Source organism: Amycolatopsis tolypomycina, assembly GCF_900105945.1.
In the GTDB taxonomy this organism is placed as follows: domain Bacteria; phylum Actinomycetota; class Actinomycetes; order Mycobacteriales; family Pseudonocardiaceae; genus Amycolatopsis; species Amycolatopsis tolypomycina.
On record NZ_FNSO01000004.1, the window covers coordinates 5,964,224 to 5,978,634 of the forward strand.

Genomic DNA, 14,411 nt, shown 5'->3' on the forward strand with positions numbered 1-14,411 from the left:
CTCAACCTCAACTGGAACCCGAGGGTCGCTTGCCGTCGGCGAGGTTCTTGAGCATCGCGTTGTAGGCGTTCAGCTCCTCGTCGCCGGTCGCCGCTTCACGCCTGTCACGCCGTTTCGCCTCGCGCTCGTCCTGCCGCGACCACTGCACCAGCAGCGCGATCAGCACCAGCAGCACCGGGACCTCGCCGGCGGCCCAGGCGATGCCGCCGCCGAGCCGCTGGTCGGCGAGCAGGTCGGTGACCCACGGCAGGTGCAGCTGGCTGTAGAAGGCCTGGCCGATGACCGTCTGCTTGCTCATCAGGATCACGCCGAAGAACGCGTGGAACGGCATCGCGGCGAACATCATGCCGAGCCGGCCGAGGTACGGGATCCGCCGCGGCGACGGGTCGACGCCGATCACGGGCCAGTAGAAGACGTACCCGGCGAGCAGGAAGTGCGCGTTCATCGCCAGGTGCGCCCAGTGGTACTGCAGCGCGTTGTCGAACAGGCCGGAGAAGTACAGCGCGTAGAACGAGCCGACGAACAGCAGCAGCGCGACCACCGGGTGGGTGAGGAACCGCGACACCGGGGAGTGCACGAAGGCGACGAGCCACTCGCGCGGCCCGGGCGGGGCGTCCTTGCCCGCGGCCGGCAGGGCCCGCAGCGCGAGCGTCACCGGGCCGCCGAGCACGAACAGCACCGGCGCGACCATCGACAGCAGCATGTGGTTGCCCATGTGGACGCTGAACATCGCGGGCGCGTACCGGCCGATGCCCGACGACGTCGCCATCAGCAGCACCACGCAGCCGGCGATCCAGGCGATCGTGCGGCCGACCGGCCAGGTGTCGCCGCGGCGCAGCAGCCGCCGGACGCCGGCCAGGTACAGGCCGCCCAATACCAGTGCGAGCGTTCCGTACACCAGGTCGAAGCGGGTGTCGAAGAGCAGGCGCCACACCGTCGGCGCGCCGTCGAGGTCGTAGCCGATCAGCAGCTCGGTGGTGGACGGCTGGGTGACCGCGTCGGCCGGCGGTGGCGTCCTGGCCAGCCCGGACGCGATGCCGATGGTCACGAACATGATCAGGATCTCGACCGAGGCCAGGCGCAGCAGCTGGGCACCGCCCCGGCCGTCTGTGCCGTCCTTGAGGTTCGCGACGCCCTTTTCGCGCTGCTGGTGGCCGAACACCCCGAGCAGCAGCAGCGCGACCGTCTTGGCCACGACCAGCAGGCCGTAGTCGGTGGTGAACAGGTCGTTGAGGCCGATCCGGACCAGCGCGTTGACCGCGCCGGAGAGCGCCATCACGATCCAGCAGACCAGCGCCAGCTTGGAGAACCGCTGCGCGGCCAGGCTCAGGTGGCCCCCGCGCCGGTACCCCAGGGCCAGCAGCGCGACCAGGCCGCCGACCCACAGCGCGGCGGCGACCAGGTGGAACAGCAGGCTGTTGGTGGCGACGTCGTGCGAGCCGCCGCTGGCGGAGTGCCCGGTGACGGCGACCGGGACCATGCCGCCGACGGCCGCGAAGAACAGCACCGCCGTCCAGCCCCAGGACAGCGCGAGCCGGCAGCCGAGCGCGACGAGGACCGCGATCAGCGCCGTCCACAGCCACGCCTTGGGCTGTTCGATGGCGCCGACGAGGTCGAGCAGGGTCTGCGGGTCCAAGACCTCGCCGAACGGCTTCCCCGCGGTGTCGGCGGCGGTGAAGGCGACCGACAGCAGGGCCGCGGCGAACCACACCCAGGCGGCGATCCCCGCCGCGCGCAGGGCGCCGTAGCCCTCGGGCCCGAGCGTCCCCGACTTCTGTGGCGGCACCAGGAAGGCGGCCAGCAGCAGCGCCCCGACGCAGATCACCGACGCGCTTTCGGCCAGCACGCGCATGACGGTGATGCCGTACTTGGTGACCAGCCCAGGGTCGGGCAGGCCGGCGATGGCGTAGCCGGCGCCGCCGGTCAGCGCGATCAGGCCGATCGCGACCACGGCGGCCAGCAGGACGCCGACGACGAGCAGGGGCAGCACACTGGCCCGGCGCTGGGTGGGGACGTCGGATTTCGTGGCGGACACGCCCCTGAGGGTATGCCCCGCCCCGGTCAGGCCCGTGTGACGGGCAGGATGGGCGCCGTGAAGATGATCCTGCTGCGGCACGCCGAGTCGCTCGGCAACGTCGACGAGCTAGCCTACACGCGGATCCCCGACCACGCGCTGCCGCTGACGGAGAAGGGCGAGCGGGAGGCCCGCGCGGTGGCGCCGGAGATCGTGCGGCTGCTCGACGGCGCCCGGCCCGCGGTGTACGTCAGCCCGTACCTGCGCACCCGGGAGACGTTGCGGCTGCTGGACATCCGGGCATCGTGCGAACGGGTGGTGCCGGAACCGCGGCTGCGCGAGCAGGACTGGGGCAACCTGCAGGACCCGGCCGACCAGGAGGTCCAGAAGGCGCGGCGGCACGAGTTCGGGCACTTCTTCTACCGGCTGCCGTTCGGCGAATCGGGCGCCGATGTCGACGACCGCGTCGCGGCGTTCCTCTCGGACCTGCGGATGCGCGACGAAAGTCACCCGGAGACGGTGCTGATCGTCTCCCACGGGCTCACGCTGCGGCTGCTGTGCCGTCGTCTCTTCGGCTGGAGCATCGAGCTGTTCGAGTCCCTGTCCAACCCGGCGACCTGCGAATACCGCGTGCTGTCCGAGTCCGACGGGAAGTGGACGCTGGACCGTCCGTTCGCCCAGTGGCGGGACTCACCCGACGGGGAAACCCAGCTTTAGCGGCGCGGTCAGCACGACGCGGGTGCCGTGGCCGGGCGCCGAGTCGATGCGGGCGTCGCCGTCGATTTCGGCCATCCGCGCGTGGATCGAGTTCTCGATGCCGAAGCCGGCGCGGCGCGCGCCGAGGTCGAAGCCGGTGCCGTGGTCGCGGACGGACACCGTCAGGACGTCTTCGCGCTCTTCGAGGCACACCACGGCCTTCGCCGTCCTCGCGTGTTTCAAGGTGTTTCGCAGTGCTTCGCGGGTTGCGTCGTGAAGAGCGTTGACGACGGCTTCGGGGACGTCGGCCGGCTTCGCGAGCACGACGAGATCGACGCGGAGGCCGTCCGCCGTCATCTCGACCGCCAGCGCGCCGAGGCGGTGTTCGAGCCCGCCCGGCTCGGCGGGCGCGTCGCCGTCGAGGCTCAGCCGCAGGCGCAGGGCGTGCGCGCGGGCGGTGCGGCGGACCTGGTCGAGGCTGCCGCGCGGGTCGAGCGCGTCGCCGGGTGCGGGCAACGCGAGGGACTCCATCACCTGCAGGACGGTGTCGTGGACGTCGCGGCGGTGCCGTTCCCGCTCGGCGGCCCGGCCGCGCTGCTCGCCGAGGCCGAGCGCGAACCGCACGGAGCCGGCGACGAGCAGCACGATCGCCAGCGCCGTCACCGCGGCCGCGACCAGGGCGAGCAGGATCCACGTGGCGGGCGCCGACGTGCCCGAGACGGCGGCCATGCCGTACCGCAGGAGCAGCGCGCCGGCGATCGCGACGGCCCCCGCGGGCGCGCCGCGCAGCAGGGTCCAGACCATGACCGTGCCCATGATGTTCGGCCAGGCCAGCGTGAGCAGCTCGGGTGACTGCGCCGCGAACACGGCCGCGGCGAGACTCGTCACGAGCGTGTACGCGGTATCGGCGGCCAGCACCGGCCGGATCCCGGTGGCCCGGCGGAAGACCCAGGCCACTTCGAGCAGGTTGGGCACCAGGTAGAGGGCGATCGCGCCCCAGAGCACCGGCGCGCTCAGCGGACCGCCGGACCAGACGGCCTGCAGGAACAGCGCCAGCCGGAAGGCGACGGGCACCAGCACGAGCCGCGGGACGGCGTCCCGCACGAGCGTCAGCCCCGTCCCGCCGAACCGCCCGCTCCGGCCGGCGAGCGCCCCCGCGCCGCCGAGCAGCACAACTCTCACGACGTCCTCCCCGGATCAAGGCGCCCCCGCCTTGATCAGCCGACCTGAAATTGAAACGTCGCCGTATTCATTTCAGTTTACCGACGGGGTTCAGCTTGCCTGGCGCACCACGAGGCTGTCAACGCCCCGGGCGTGGCGGAAACGCCGGTTGCGGCACGGATTTCGTGTCCGGAACGGCTACCGGCCGACCATCGCGTCCGCTTCCTCCCGCCGTCGCGACCGCCGGGCGGCGACCGCGGCCGGGAGGATCAGCGCGGCGACGACCGCGACGAACACGAACGCCACGCTGTAGTCGGTCACCTGCGCGATGCCGCCGATGATCGGCGGGCCGGCGAGGAAGCCGGTGTAGGCGATGGCCGTGACGAAGCCGAGCTCGCGCTCGCCGCCGGAGCCGTCACCGCGCTTCCCCGCGTCACCGGCGAGGCCGAGTGCCATCGGGAAGGACGCGGCGAGACCCGCGCCGGCCAGCGCGAACCCGGCGAACCCGACGGCGGCGACCGGGATCGCGGCCGCGGCGACCAGCCCGGCGGCGGCGAGCGTGGCACCCGCGGCGAGGCAGCGGGTCGGGCCGAACCGGCGTTGCGCCCACGGGGCCGCCAGCCGGGTCAGCGCCATGACCAGCTGAAACCCGGCGAAGGCGAGTGCCGCGGCCCCTTGCCCGACCCCGCGTTCGGCCGTCATGAGCAGGGCCGACCAGTCCGACGACGCGCCTTCCGCGATGGCCGAGCACAGCGCGACGGCGGCGAGCAGCCACAGGACGGGACGGCGGATCGGCGCGCGGCCGGGCGGCACGGCGGGCGTTTCGGCGTGCTCGGGGCGGCTGCCGGGGACGGCGCGGACCACGACCAGCAGCACGGCGACGGCGACGACCGCGGCCACGCCGAGGTGCCGGGCGGGCGACCACCCGTGCCCGGCGGCCAGGCCCGCGGCCAGCGAACCGGCGAGCGCCCCGAAGCTGAAGCCCGCGTGGAAGACGGCCATGACCGGCTTGCGCAGCCGCCGTTCGACGGCGACCGCGGCGACGTTCATGGCGACGTCGAGCATCCCCACGCTCACGCCGATGACCAGCAGCGCCCCGGCGAGCAGGGGCACGTTCGGCGCGAGCCCGACGAGGACGAGCGAGACGGCGGCCAGCGCGGTGCTCCCGGCGACGACGGCGCGGGCACCGGCCCGTTCGATGAGCCGCCCCGAAACCGAGGCGGCCGCGAGCATCCCGACGCTGGCGCCGAGCAGGGCGAGGCCGAAAACCCCGGGTGAGGCGTGCACCTGGGCGGCCAGCGCGGGCGTGCGCGACGCCCACGAGCCGAGCGCGAGCCCGTTGAGGGCGAACACGGTGAACACCGCGATCCGGTCCCGCATGGGTCCCCCTTTCGTGTCTTCCAGCGTGACTTAAGCGCTTCAGAAAGTCCACCGGGTTGCGGCTAGACTGCGCGGATGACCCGGCGCCGCCGTCCCACGCTCGACGACGTCGCCGGCGCCGTGGGCGTCTCGCGCGCCACGGTTTCGAACGCCTACAACCGCCCCGACCAGCTGTCCGCCCGGCTGCGTGACCAGGTCCTGCGGGTGGCGGCCGAGCTGGGCTACCCCGGTCCGGACCCGACGGCCCGTAGCCTGGCGACCAGCCGCACGGGCGCGATCGCCGTCCTGCTGGACACGTCGCTGTCGATGGCGTTTTCCGACCCGGCCCTGTACCTGACCCTGGACGCGCTGGCGCGGGTGATCGACCCGCGCGGGCACGCGTTGCTGCTCCTGCCCGGCGGCGTTTTCGGCGGTCCCGCGCCCGACCGGGTGCGCACGGCGCAGGCCGACCTCGCGATCGTGTACTCGCTGCCCGACGGCGCTCCGTCGCTGGACGCGGTGCGCACGCGCGGGTTGCCGCTCGTGGTGATCGACCAGCCGCTGCTGCCCGGGACGGCGCGAGTCGGCTGCGCGGACCGGCTCGGGGCGGCGCTGGCCGCGCGGCACCTGCTGGACCTGGGGCATCGGCGGTTCGGGATCTTCGCCGCGTGCAGCCACCTCACGCCCGGCGGCGGCCGGCTGAGCGTGGCGGAGGCGTTGCAGGCGCCCTTCCACGACGTCCGCGAGCGGCTGGGCGGCTACCTGGACGAGCTGGGGTCGTGCCCGGTCGTCGTCGAGGAGGCGGCGGGGTTGAGCGCGGAGAGCGCGATGGCGGGGGCGTTCGCGCTGCTGGCGGCGTCACCGCGGCCGACGGCGGTGCTGTGCATGTCCGACCAGCTGGCGCTGGCGGTGCTCGCCGCGGCCCGTGAGCTGGGGATCAGCGTGCCGGGCGAGCTGTCGGTGGCCGGCTTCGACGACAGCCCGCCGGCGTCGTGGTCGTCGCCGCCGCTGACGACGGTGCGGCAGGACCTCGCGGCCAAGGGCCGGATCGCCGGGGAACTGGCGCTGGACCTGCTGGACCTGCTGGACGACGGCTCGGCGCCGGCGCCGGTCGAGGTGCCGGTTTCGCTGGTGGTGCGGGGCAGCACGGGGCCCGCCTAGCACCGCCTCCGGCATTCCGCAAGGCCTTCCTCGGCGGCTGTGGACAACCTTTCCGCCGCCGGGCAGTTGTCCACAGAATCGAAATTGCGGGCTGACAAACCCGCACCCCAGGGTCAATCTGGAATCACACGTTCACCGCGGCCCGCACGGGCCGCGATTCCGGAGGGGAAATCCACCATGTCTTCACGTCGTCTTCGTTCGCGCCTGCCGCACTTGCTGGTCCTGGCCGTGGTCGGGCTGCTGACCAGCGCCGGAGCCGCCCAGGCGGCCCCGAACCAGGCCGACCCGGGGTGCCGGAAGGGCGAATTCTGCGTGTGGTCGGCGGACCAGTACGGCGGCGAGCCGGAAAGGTTCGACCTGCGCACGGTGAATCCAGGGGAATGCATTCCCCTGCCCGAGGGATTCGACGGCTCCTCGTTCGTGAACCGCATGACACGCGACGTCACGGTGTACCAGGACGACGAATGCTCGACCGAGGGAGATTTCGTCACCTACCCCGGCGGCGGCACGTACGTCCCGGACGCCCCGTTCCTGGTCCGGGGCATCCAGATCTGGGAGTGAGGACCACGAGCTGGGTCCGAGCCCGCCGCCAGCTCCAGGAAAGAGCCGGCTCGCGGCGGCGGCCGGGCCCGTACGGGGCCGCTGCCCCCGACAGCGGCCCCACCCCGTGGGCGCGCCTCAGCGGCGGGGCGCGCCCACGGGCCCCAGGGGTCTCGTTTCGAGGCTGTGGGCGCCTGACCCTTTCGCCGGCCCGCGCTCCGGCCCGTTCGGTGCTCACGAGGGCGAGCAGGCCACTGCACCTCGATCTCGCGGCGCGGGGGATGCCACTCCGGCTGGCTGCCGGCCGGTCCGGCCGGGGCTCTCGAGGGGCGAGTCCCGGCCGGGTACCGCGGGGGCGAGCCAGAGCCTTCCAATCTCTGGGTCGCAGGTTCGAGCTCCGAGCGCCGCAGGCACACTCCGGGTCACGAGGCAGGTCCGATCCCTGCCGAGGCGTCGCGGAGCCCGTACCGGGCGATGCCGGTCGCAGCCGGGGAGGCGTCCGCGGCGGCGAACCGTCGAATTACGTCTAACGAGACCTGAAACGATTCGCCGGTGTCGAACGATCGAGAGGTTGGCGACGACTAAGCTGCCCGTGCCGGGCGACCGGCACGATCGGCAGCAGGCCGTCGGCGCGGGCCCTCGTAGCTCAGCTGGATAGAGCAAGAGCCTTCTAATCTCTAGGTCGCAGGTTCGAGTCCTGCCGGGGGCGCCACCAGGGAAGACGCCGTGCGCGAGCTGCGCACGGCTTCCCCTGGCCACGTGACCGGCCCCACATCCGAAGGCCTCCCGGTGCTCCCACTGTGGACGGTGGCCTGTCCGCGCCGGAGTCCGGAAGTCGCACCGTGCGAGCGTCCGAGTGGCGCAACCGCCCTTCGCCTCAGCCTTGTCGCAACAATCTTGTTATCCGGGCGGCAAACTGCAATCGAGCCGTCACACCGAGCAATGTTCCCGTCAACCTGACACGCCGACTCGTCCGGCGTACCCGCGGAGGCCCACCATGCCCGAACCCGAACCCCGACACCGCCGACGGCGCACCAACCAAGCGGCCCGCAACGTCTTCGCCGAAGCCCGGCGCGCCGGCCTCGTCCAGCGCCACCTCAGGAAGCTCCACTACCTGCGCCTCCACTCCCACACCGGACCACTCCCCGACCCCGGTCCACCCCCGCCCGTCGCAGGCGCCCCACCGTCCACTTCGGAGACGCCCACCCCACGACCGTCCACACCGGAGGCAGCCTGATCCCGACACTCCACTTTGGACACAAAGCCCATGCGACGACGAAGGGAGGCCGTATACCTCACGAGGCGACCCACGCGCATCTTCCATCTTGCTGTCCTCGGTCACGGGCACCCGAACCCCACCCCGAGGTGGTATTCCCCGCCGAGAAACAGCATCATGGAAGAACGCGGCCCGCCCGGGCCGGACGAAGGCGGAGGACTTCCGGTGTCAGATTCGATGGGGAGAAAGCTGCTGAACGCCGTCGAGCGGTCGGCGGGCTACAGCCACTCCGGCTACCTGCTGAACGGGCTCACCGGACCGGGACCGTTCGCCGCGCCGGAGTACCTCGCGCCCGTCTGGCACCCCGACCTGCGCCTGTCTCCGCAGCTCAGCCGCCAGGAACGCGAGGCCTTCGAGGGCATCATCGCCTGGCTCCGCTGACGCTCCAGCCCCTCGGCGCCCGGGCTCCCGCACCTCAGCCGAGGTCTCCCGGGGCGGCGGGCGGCCGGGTCGCCGGCACTCCCGCGGCTGGAGCAGGCCCTCCCCCTGCGTGCAGGACACGCAGCCGCGGGTCGGCTCGAGCGTGACCAAGCATCACCCGGCCCGGCCGGCCGAGGTCACCAACGCGAACCGGCACTCCAGGGGCACTCAGGCGCCCAACGGCTGGCCCGCGCACCAACGCGAACCGGCACTCCAGGGCACTCAGGCGCCCAACGGCTGGCCCGCGCACCAACGCGAACCGGCACTCCAGGGCGCTCAGGCGCCCTCGGCTGGCCCGCTCGACGGCGGCCGCAAGGCTGGCCCGGCCGACACCGGCGGGAAGGCTGGGCCGCGCCAGCGGCCGCAGCGGTGGGCCGCGCGACGGCGGCCCACCGCTCAAGCGCCTGGGCTGTGCCCTCCGCCGCCAACGCGGCCCCTCAAGCGGCCTGGGCTGTGCCCTCCTCCGCCAGCTCCACCAGGCTCTCCGCCACCTCGGCCGGCGTCGGCTGGGCCGCCGACTCCGCCGCCAGCATCTCCGCTGCCCGGCGGTAGCCCGGCCTCTCCAAAATCGCGGCGCACTCGCGCGCGATGGCCTCCGGGGCGATCTCGTCCGGCAGCAACCGCACCCCCGCACCCGCGCGGGCGACCGACTCGCCGTTGTCGAACTGGTCGTCGAACACCGGCAGTACCAGCTGGGGCAAGGCCGCCTCGATCGCCGTCAGTGCCGTGCCCTGGCCGCCGTGGTGGATCACTGCGTCGCAGGTTGCGAATACCGGGGACAACGGCATCCGGCCCACGTGGCGGACCGATTCCGGCAACGGGGGCCAGCCTGCCGCGATGCGGTCGTCCACCGCCACCACCAGCTCCACGTCCAGATCCGCCAGCGCGGCCACGATGTCCGCCACGCTCTCCGCCACCTGGCTGCGCCCCGTGCGGGGCACGACCGTGCCCAGCGTCAAGCACACCCGGGGCCGGCGACGGCGGCGCAGGACCCAGTCCGGCACCCGGGCCTCGCCGTTGTACGCCAGGGGGCGGATGCCCGTGTGGGCCGCCGCGTGGGGGAGGCGCAACGACGGTGGCCACGGGTTCAGGACCGCCGCCGGCCGGGGAAGGAGGTCCAGGCCCCTGGCCGCCAGCTGGACCGACAGCTCCGTTGCCGCTCCCCAGCGGTACTCCGGGAGGGCCGCCACCCCCCAGTGCAGCTCCACCTGGGGGATTCCGAGGCTCCACGCCGCGATCGGGCCCGCGAACTCGGCCCGCTCGCTGACCACCACGTCCGGCCGCCACGCGCGCATCGCCACCGAGGTGCCCGGCAGGGCCCGCGCCGCCATGCGGCCGAACACCCGGCCGTGGGCCGTTCGCTGCTCGGCCAGGCCCTCGCTCGGGCGGTCGTCCGCCACCAGGTCGGCGAACCGCTCCGCCGGACCCGATGACGTGCCCGGCAGGCCCGATCCGAGCACCGTCGGGACGAAGTGCTCCGCGCTCAGCACCAGCACCTCGTGCCCCGCCGCGCGGCAGGCCCACGCCAACGGGACCAACGGGAAGAAGTGACCCGGCAGGGCCACGGTCGTGAACAGGATCCGCACAACAGCCCCCGGCCGCGGTCTCAGTACGTGACGACGGCGCGGAACCGCACCTCGCCCTTGCCGACCTTGCGGACGGCTTCGGCGACGTCTTCGGCCGCGAACGTCTCCACCAGCGGCTTGACCTTGCCCGCCGCCACCAGGTCGAGTGCCTCGCGCAGGTACTCCGTGCCGTTGTGGGTCGCGCCGATGATCCGCTGGCCCAGCCCGAAGAACGGCAGCATCGGCGGCAGCGTGAACGGCTCCGTCACGTCGATGCCCGCCAGGACCAAGCGGCCGTTGACGTTCAGGCCCGTCATCGCGTCCGCGGCCGCGCGGTAGGACGTGCCCGTCACGAGCACCACGTCGGCGCCGCCCGCCGCGCGCAGTTCCTCGCCGTTCGACACCACCGTGCTCGCGCCCAGCTCGCGGGCCAGGTCGTGCTTCTCCGGCGAGCTCGTCACCGCGATCGTGTCGAAGCCGCACGCGCGGGCGTACTGCACCGCGAGGTGGCCCAGGCCGCCGATGCCGACCACCGCGACGCGCTCGCCCGGCTTCGGGTCCGCCGACCGCAGGGCGCTCCAGCTCGTGTACCCCGCGCACAGCACCGGGACCGCGAGCTCCGGGGACAGGTGGTCGGGGATCAGCACCGTCTGGTCGGCCGCGACCACGATGTACTCGGCCTGTCCACCTTGGACGGTGAACCCGGTGGACACCGGGGCCGCGCAGGCGAACGCCGCACGGGCCGACAGCGGAAGACCGAGCCGGCAGTAGTCACAGCTGCCGCAGGTGCCGCGGATCCACGTGGTGCCGACGACGTCGCCGACCTGCCGGCTGGTGACCGCGTCGCCGACCGCCACCACCTCGCCAACCGGCTCGTGCCCGGGGATCGCCGGGTCGAACGCCGGGAACGGCAACATGCCCTTGGTGACCAGGACGTCGTTGGAGCAGATGCCGGAGGCGCGCACCCGGATGAGCACGTCGGCCGGGCCGGGCTCGGGGGTCGGTACCTCCCGCAGCTCCCACTCCTCGTTGACCCCGGGAATCACCGCAGCCTTCATGACCATCATCCTCACTCCGACGCCGGGACGCTTACCGACAACCGTGCCAGAGCGGCGGCGCCAAGCCGTCTTCCCGGCTGCGGGGTTTCAGGCCGCGCGGGCGACGCCGATGCGGCGGCCGGTGCACTCGCGCACGGCGGAGATCACGCGGTCGACGTCCGCGTCCGACAGCGACTGGTGCATCGGCAGCAGCAACGTCTTCGCCGCGGCCGCTTCGGCGCCGGGGAGGACCGCCGACGAGCCGTACGCCGGGACCTGGTGCAGCAGCGGGTAGCGGAAAGTCGTGTAGACGCCCAGTTCGTACAGGTCGCGCGCGACCTGGTCGCGGATGCCGCCGTCGAACTGGAGCCAGTACATGTAGTACGACGACGTGTGGCCCGCCGGGAGGGGCGGGGGGACGCGCAACCCGGCGACGTCCGCGAGGCCCGCGTCGTAGGCCTCCGCGACTTCGCGGCGGCGGGCGATGAAGCCGTCGAGCCGGCTCAGCTGGACGTTGCCGATCGCGGCGAGCACGTCGTTCGTCGTGGAGCGGCGGGAAAACGACGTCACGTCGAAGTCCCACCAGCGGGTCTGGGCGCGCATCGCCTGGTCGTACCCGCTGCGCTGCTCCATCCCGAGGTAGGCGATCTTGGGCGCGCGGGCGGCCAGCTCCGGGTCGCGCACGCACAGCATCCCGCCGTCCACGGTGACCACGATCTTGCCGTGGTCGAAGCTCCACACGCCCATGTCGCCGAAGGTGCCGCAGCTCTGACCGTCCACAGTGGAGGCGATGGCGACGGCGGCGTCCTCGATCAGGTGGATGCCGCGGTCGCGGCACAGCTGGGCGATCTGCTTCACCTCGCCGGGATACCCGCCGTAGTGCAGGATCAGCACGGCCTTCGTGCGCTCGGTGAGCACCGCCTCGATGTCCGACACGCGCGGGTTCAGGGTCGCCTCGTCGACGTCGCAGAACACCGGCACGGCGCCGCGGGACGCGATCGCGTTGCCCGCGCCGACGAAACTCGGCGTCGGCAGCACGACTTCGTCGCCCGGGCCGATCTCGAGGAGCTCCATCGCGATGAACGTCGCCTCGGTGCACGAGTTCGTCGACGTCACGTGATCGGCGTCGACGCCGATGTGCCGTGCGAAAGCCGACTCGAACTGCTGCGTGCGGGCGCCGCGGCCGATCCAGTTGCTCTCGAACACCTCCCGGACCGCCGCGAGCTCCTGCTCGCCCAGCGCCGGCTGCATGACGTTGATCATGGGCTCCATCGGGGACTCCTCCGCATGGCTCGTTCACGGGACGGTCCGGCCGGACCGCTCGCGCGATCCGGCCGGACCAAGGGTTTTCCAGACCGTCAGGCCTGGGCCGCCTCCGCGGAGGTCTCCCCTTCCGGGGCACCTTCCGGCGCGGCCTCCGGCGGCGGGCCCGTGGGCGGCGCCGGCGGGACCGGGATGTGCCGGAGGGTGGCGAAGGCCAGCGCGGCCAGGGCCACGAACACGACCGCGCAGATGCCCGCGGTGGTGTTCAGGGCGCTGGTGAACGCGCTGCCGGCCGCGTTCAGCAGGTCCTGCGCGACGTTCGGCGGCTGGGAACCCGCCGCCTGGACCGCGCTGGTGATGCTCTCGCGGGTGGCGTCCGCGGCCGGGCCGGTGACGCTGGCGGGCACGGTCAGGTGGCTGTGGTAAGCCGCCGTCGCGATGCTGCCCAGCGCGGCGATGCCGAGCGCGACGCCCAGCTCACCACCGGTCGACTGCAGCGAAGCCGCCGACCCCATCTTCTCCGGCGGGGCCGAGCCCATGACGACCTTGTTGACCAGGACGCCGATCGGGCTGCCGCCGAGGAAGATGATGCTCGAGCCGACGATCAGCACGGCCACGCCCGAAGTCGTGTCGTACAGGCTCAGCACCACCATGCCGACCGCGGCGACGAGCATGCCGACGATCAGGATGACGCCGGGCTTGACCTTCAGCGAAAGCGGGTTGGTGGCCTGGATGCCGACCACCATGATCACGGCCGGGATCAGCAGCAGGAGCGCGGACTTCAGGGCCGAGAAGCCCTCCACCTCCTGCAGGTGCTGGGTCACCAGCAGGCCCGTGCCGCCCTGGATCGCGGCGAACAGCAGGCCGAGGATCAGACCGCCGGAGACGGCCTTGATCGCGAACAGGCGAACGTCGAGCAGCGGGTTCGCCAGCTTGCGCTGCCGGACCACGAACGCCACGCCGAAGATGATGCCCGCCACGGCCACCAGGACCGGCGCGACCGCCCAGCCGGAGCGGACGACCTCCTTGAGGCCCCAGATGAACGGCAGGATCGCCAGCAGCGACAGCGCGACGCTGACCAGGTCGAGCTTGCCCGCCTGGGGGTTCTTGAACTCGGGCAGCAGGATCGGCCCGAACACCAGCACGAGCACCATGATCGGCACCGCGAGCAGGAAGACCGAACCCCACCAGAACGAGGCCAGCAGCAGACCGCCGACCACCGGGCCGAGGGCGATACCGGCCATCATCGAGGTGGCCCAGACACCGATCGCGGCACCCATCTGCTTCGGGTGCTGGAACATGCCCATGATCAACGCGAGCGTCGACGGCATGATCGTCGCACCCGCGATACCGAGCAGGGCGCGGATCACGATCAGCATCTCGGGGTTGGTCGAGAAGGCCGCGACCGCGGAAAGGATGCCGAAGGCCGTGGCGCCGGTCACCAGGACCTTCCGCCTGCCGATCCGGTCACCGAGCGTACCCATGGTCACCAGGAACCCGGCGATCAGGAAGCCGTAGATGTCGGTGATCCACAGCTGCTCGGTGCTGCTCGCGCCCAGGTCAGCGCTCAGGTGCGGGAGCGCGAGGAACAGGACGTTGATGTCCATCATCGTCAACATCGTGGGGAGGGCGAGCACCGCCAGCCCCCACCACTCCCGCCGCCCGGCCAAGGGCGGCGCGCCGTTACCGGTCACTTTTCATCATCCTCTCTCCATCAAAGCCGCCGGCCAACCGAGGGATCACAAAGGCCAGACGCACAAGGCGTTGTGACTTCGAGGTCGGTTCGTACGGTGAGTAACTGTCCCAGAGTCCGCTTGTCACGGGCATCTTCCGAAATGCGGTGCGACCCCCGCCGGGAACCGGTGGCCGGGACTGTGCGTTCTCACTGTTTTCACCGGGCGTTCCACGCCCTGACCTGC

11 protein-coding genes and 1 tRNA gene are annotated in these 14,411 nt (G+C 72.5%); 5 read left to right on the forward strand and 7 right to left on the reverse strand.

Going from position 1 to position 14,411, the window contains the following annotated elements:
• Window positions 1-7: 7 nt before the first annotated feature.
• On the reverse strand, window positions 8-2,035 hold the full coding sequence (locus BLW76_RS36960; protein ID WP_091316383.1) for a bifunctional copper resistance protein CopD/cytochrome c oxidase assembly protein: 2,028 nt from the start codon (window positions 2,033-2,035) through the stop codon (window positions 8-10).
• A 57-nt stretch (window positions 2,036-2,092) separates the two neighbouring features.
• Between BLW76_RS36960 and BLW76_RS36965 the strand changes: the two genes are divergently transcribed.
• Entirely contained in the window at window positions 2,093-2,731 is a 639-nt protein-coding gene (locus BLW76_RS36965) for a histidine phosphatase family protein (protein WP_091316385.1), read from the forward strand.
• Here BLW76_RS36965 and BLW76_RS36970 read toward each other — a convergent pair.
• Together BLW76_RS36970 and BLW76_RS36975 are read right to left on the reverse strand one after the other, a co-directional pair.
• Window positions 2,705-3,883: a sensor histidine kinase gene (locus BLW76_RS36970; RefSeq protein WP_244170714.1), complete on the reverse strand. Its 1,179-nt coding sequence runs from the start codon at window positions 3,881-3,883 to the stop codon at window positions 2,705-2,707. The two genes, BLW76_RS36965 and BLW76_RS36970, sit on opposite strands and share 27 nt — an antisense overlap.
• 186 nt (window positions 3,884-4,069) lie before the next feature.
• Complete coding sequence (locus BLW76_RS36975) at window positions 4,070-5,251, reverse strand: MFS transporter (protein WP_091316387.1); 1,182 nt, start codon at window positions 5,249-5,251, stop codon at window positions 4,070-4,072.
• A 75-nt stretch (window positions 5,252-5,326) separates the two neighbouring features.
• Here BLW76_RS36975 and BLW76_RS36980 point away from each other — a divergent pair, with 75 nt between their 5' ends.
• The 4 genes from BLW76_RS36980 to BLW76_RS36995 all read left to right on the forward strand — a co-directional run bounded on the left by BLW76_RS36980 (window position 5,327) and on the right by BLW76_RS36995 (window position 8,588).
• Window positions 5,327-6,391 carry a LacI family DNA-binding transcriptional regulator gene (locus BLW76_RS36980; RefSeq protein WP_091316388.1) on the forward strand — a complete coding sequence of 355 codons (1,065 nt, stop codon included), beginning with the start codon at window positions 5,327-5,329 and terminating at the stop codon, window positions 6,389-6,391.
• A 177-nt stretch (window positions 6,392-6,568) separates the two neighbouring features.
• Window positions 6,569-6,952 carry a peptidase inhibitor family I36 protein gene (locus BLW76_RS36985; RefSeq protein ID WP_091316390.1) on the forward strand — a complete coding sequence of 128 codons (384 nt, stop codon included), beginning with the start codon at window positions 6,569-6,571 and terminating at the stop codon, window positions 6,950-6,952.
• A gap of 614 nt (window positions 6,953-7,566) precedes the next feature.
• Window positions 7,567-7,643 (forward strand) — tRNA-Arg (locus tag BLW76_RS36990).
• A 729-nt stretch (window positions 7,644-8,372) separates the two neighbouring features.
• A complete protein-coding gene (locus BLW76_RS36995; RefSeq protein ID WP_143060754.1) occupies window positions 8,373-8,588 on the forward strand; it encodes a hypothetical protein in 216 nt (71 codons plus the stop codon).
• Window positions 8,589-9,064: 476 nt separating this feature from the next.
• On the opposite strand, the gene BLW76_RS37000 is transcribed toward BLW76_RS36995, so the two are convergent.
• The 4 genes from BLW76_RS37000 to BLW76_RS37015 form a co-directional block, all read right to left on the reverse strand.
• Window positions 9,065-10,213, reverse strand: a complete 1,149-nt coding sequence (locus tag BLW76_RS37000) for a nucleotide disphospho-sugar-binding domain-containing protein (RefSeq protein WP_091316393.1) — start codon at window positions 10,211-10,213, stop codon at window positions 9,065-9,067.
• Window positions 10,214-10,233: 20 nt separating this feature from the next.
• Window positions 10,234-11,250, reverse strand: a complete 1,017-nt coding sequence (locus BLW76_RS37005; RefSeq protein WP_091316395.1) for an alcohol dehydrogenase catalytic domain-containing protein — start codon at window positions 11,248-11,250, stop codon at window positions 10,234-10,236.
• Window positions 11,251-11,337: 87 nt separating this feature from the next.
• Window positions 11,338-12,501 (reverse strand): DegT/DnrJ/EryC1/StrS family aminotransferase, encoded by a 1,164-nt coding sequence (locus BLW76_RS37010; RefSeq protein ID WP_091316396.1) that lies wholly within the window; start codon window positions 12,499-12,501, stop codon window positions 11,338-11,340.
• Between the two features lie 86 nt (window positions 12,502-12,587).
• On the reverse strand, window positions 12,588-14,186 hold the full coding sequence (locus tag BLW76_RS37015) for an MFS transporter (protein ID WP_167384863.1): 1,599 nt from the start codon (window positions 14,184-14,186) through the stop codon (window positions 12,588-12,590).
• Between the last annotated feature and the right edge of the window lie 225 nt (window positions 14,187-14,411).

What these genes read in the sequence shown, in the direction of transcription:
- BLW76_RS36975 (WP_091316387.1), bottom strand. Translation starts at nt 5,251, where the DNA reads ATGCGGGACCGGATCGCGGTGTTCACCGTGTTCGCCCTCAACGGGCTC.
- BLW76_RS36980 (WP_091316388.1), top strand. Translation starts at nt 5,327, where the DNA reads ATGACCCGGCGCCGCCGTCCCACGCTCGACGACGTCGCCGGCGCCGTG.
- BLW76_RS36985 (WP_091316390.1), top strand. Translation starts at nt 6,569, where the DNA reads ATGTCTTCACGTCGTCTTCGTTCGCGCCTGCCGCACTTGCTGGTCCTG.
- BLW76_RS37005 (WP_091316395.1), bottom strand. Translation starts at nt 11,250, where the DNA reads ATGAAGGCTGCGGTGATTCCCGGGGTCAACGAGGAGTGGGAGCTGCGG.
- BLW76_RS37010 (WP_091316396.1), bottom strand. Translation starts at nt 12,501, where the DNA reads ATGGAGCCCATGATCAACGTCATGCAGCCGGCGCTGGGCGAGCAGGAG.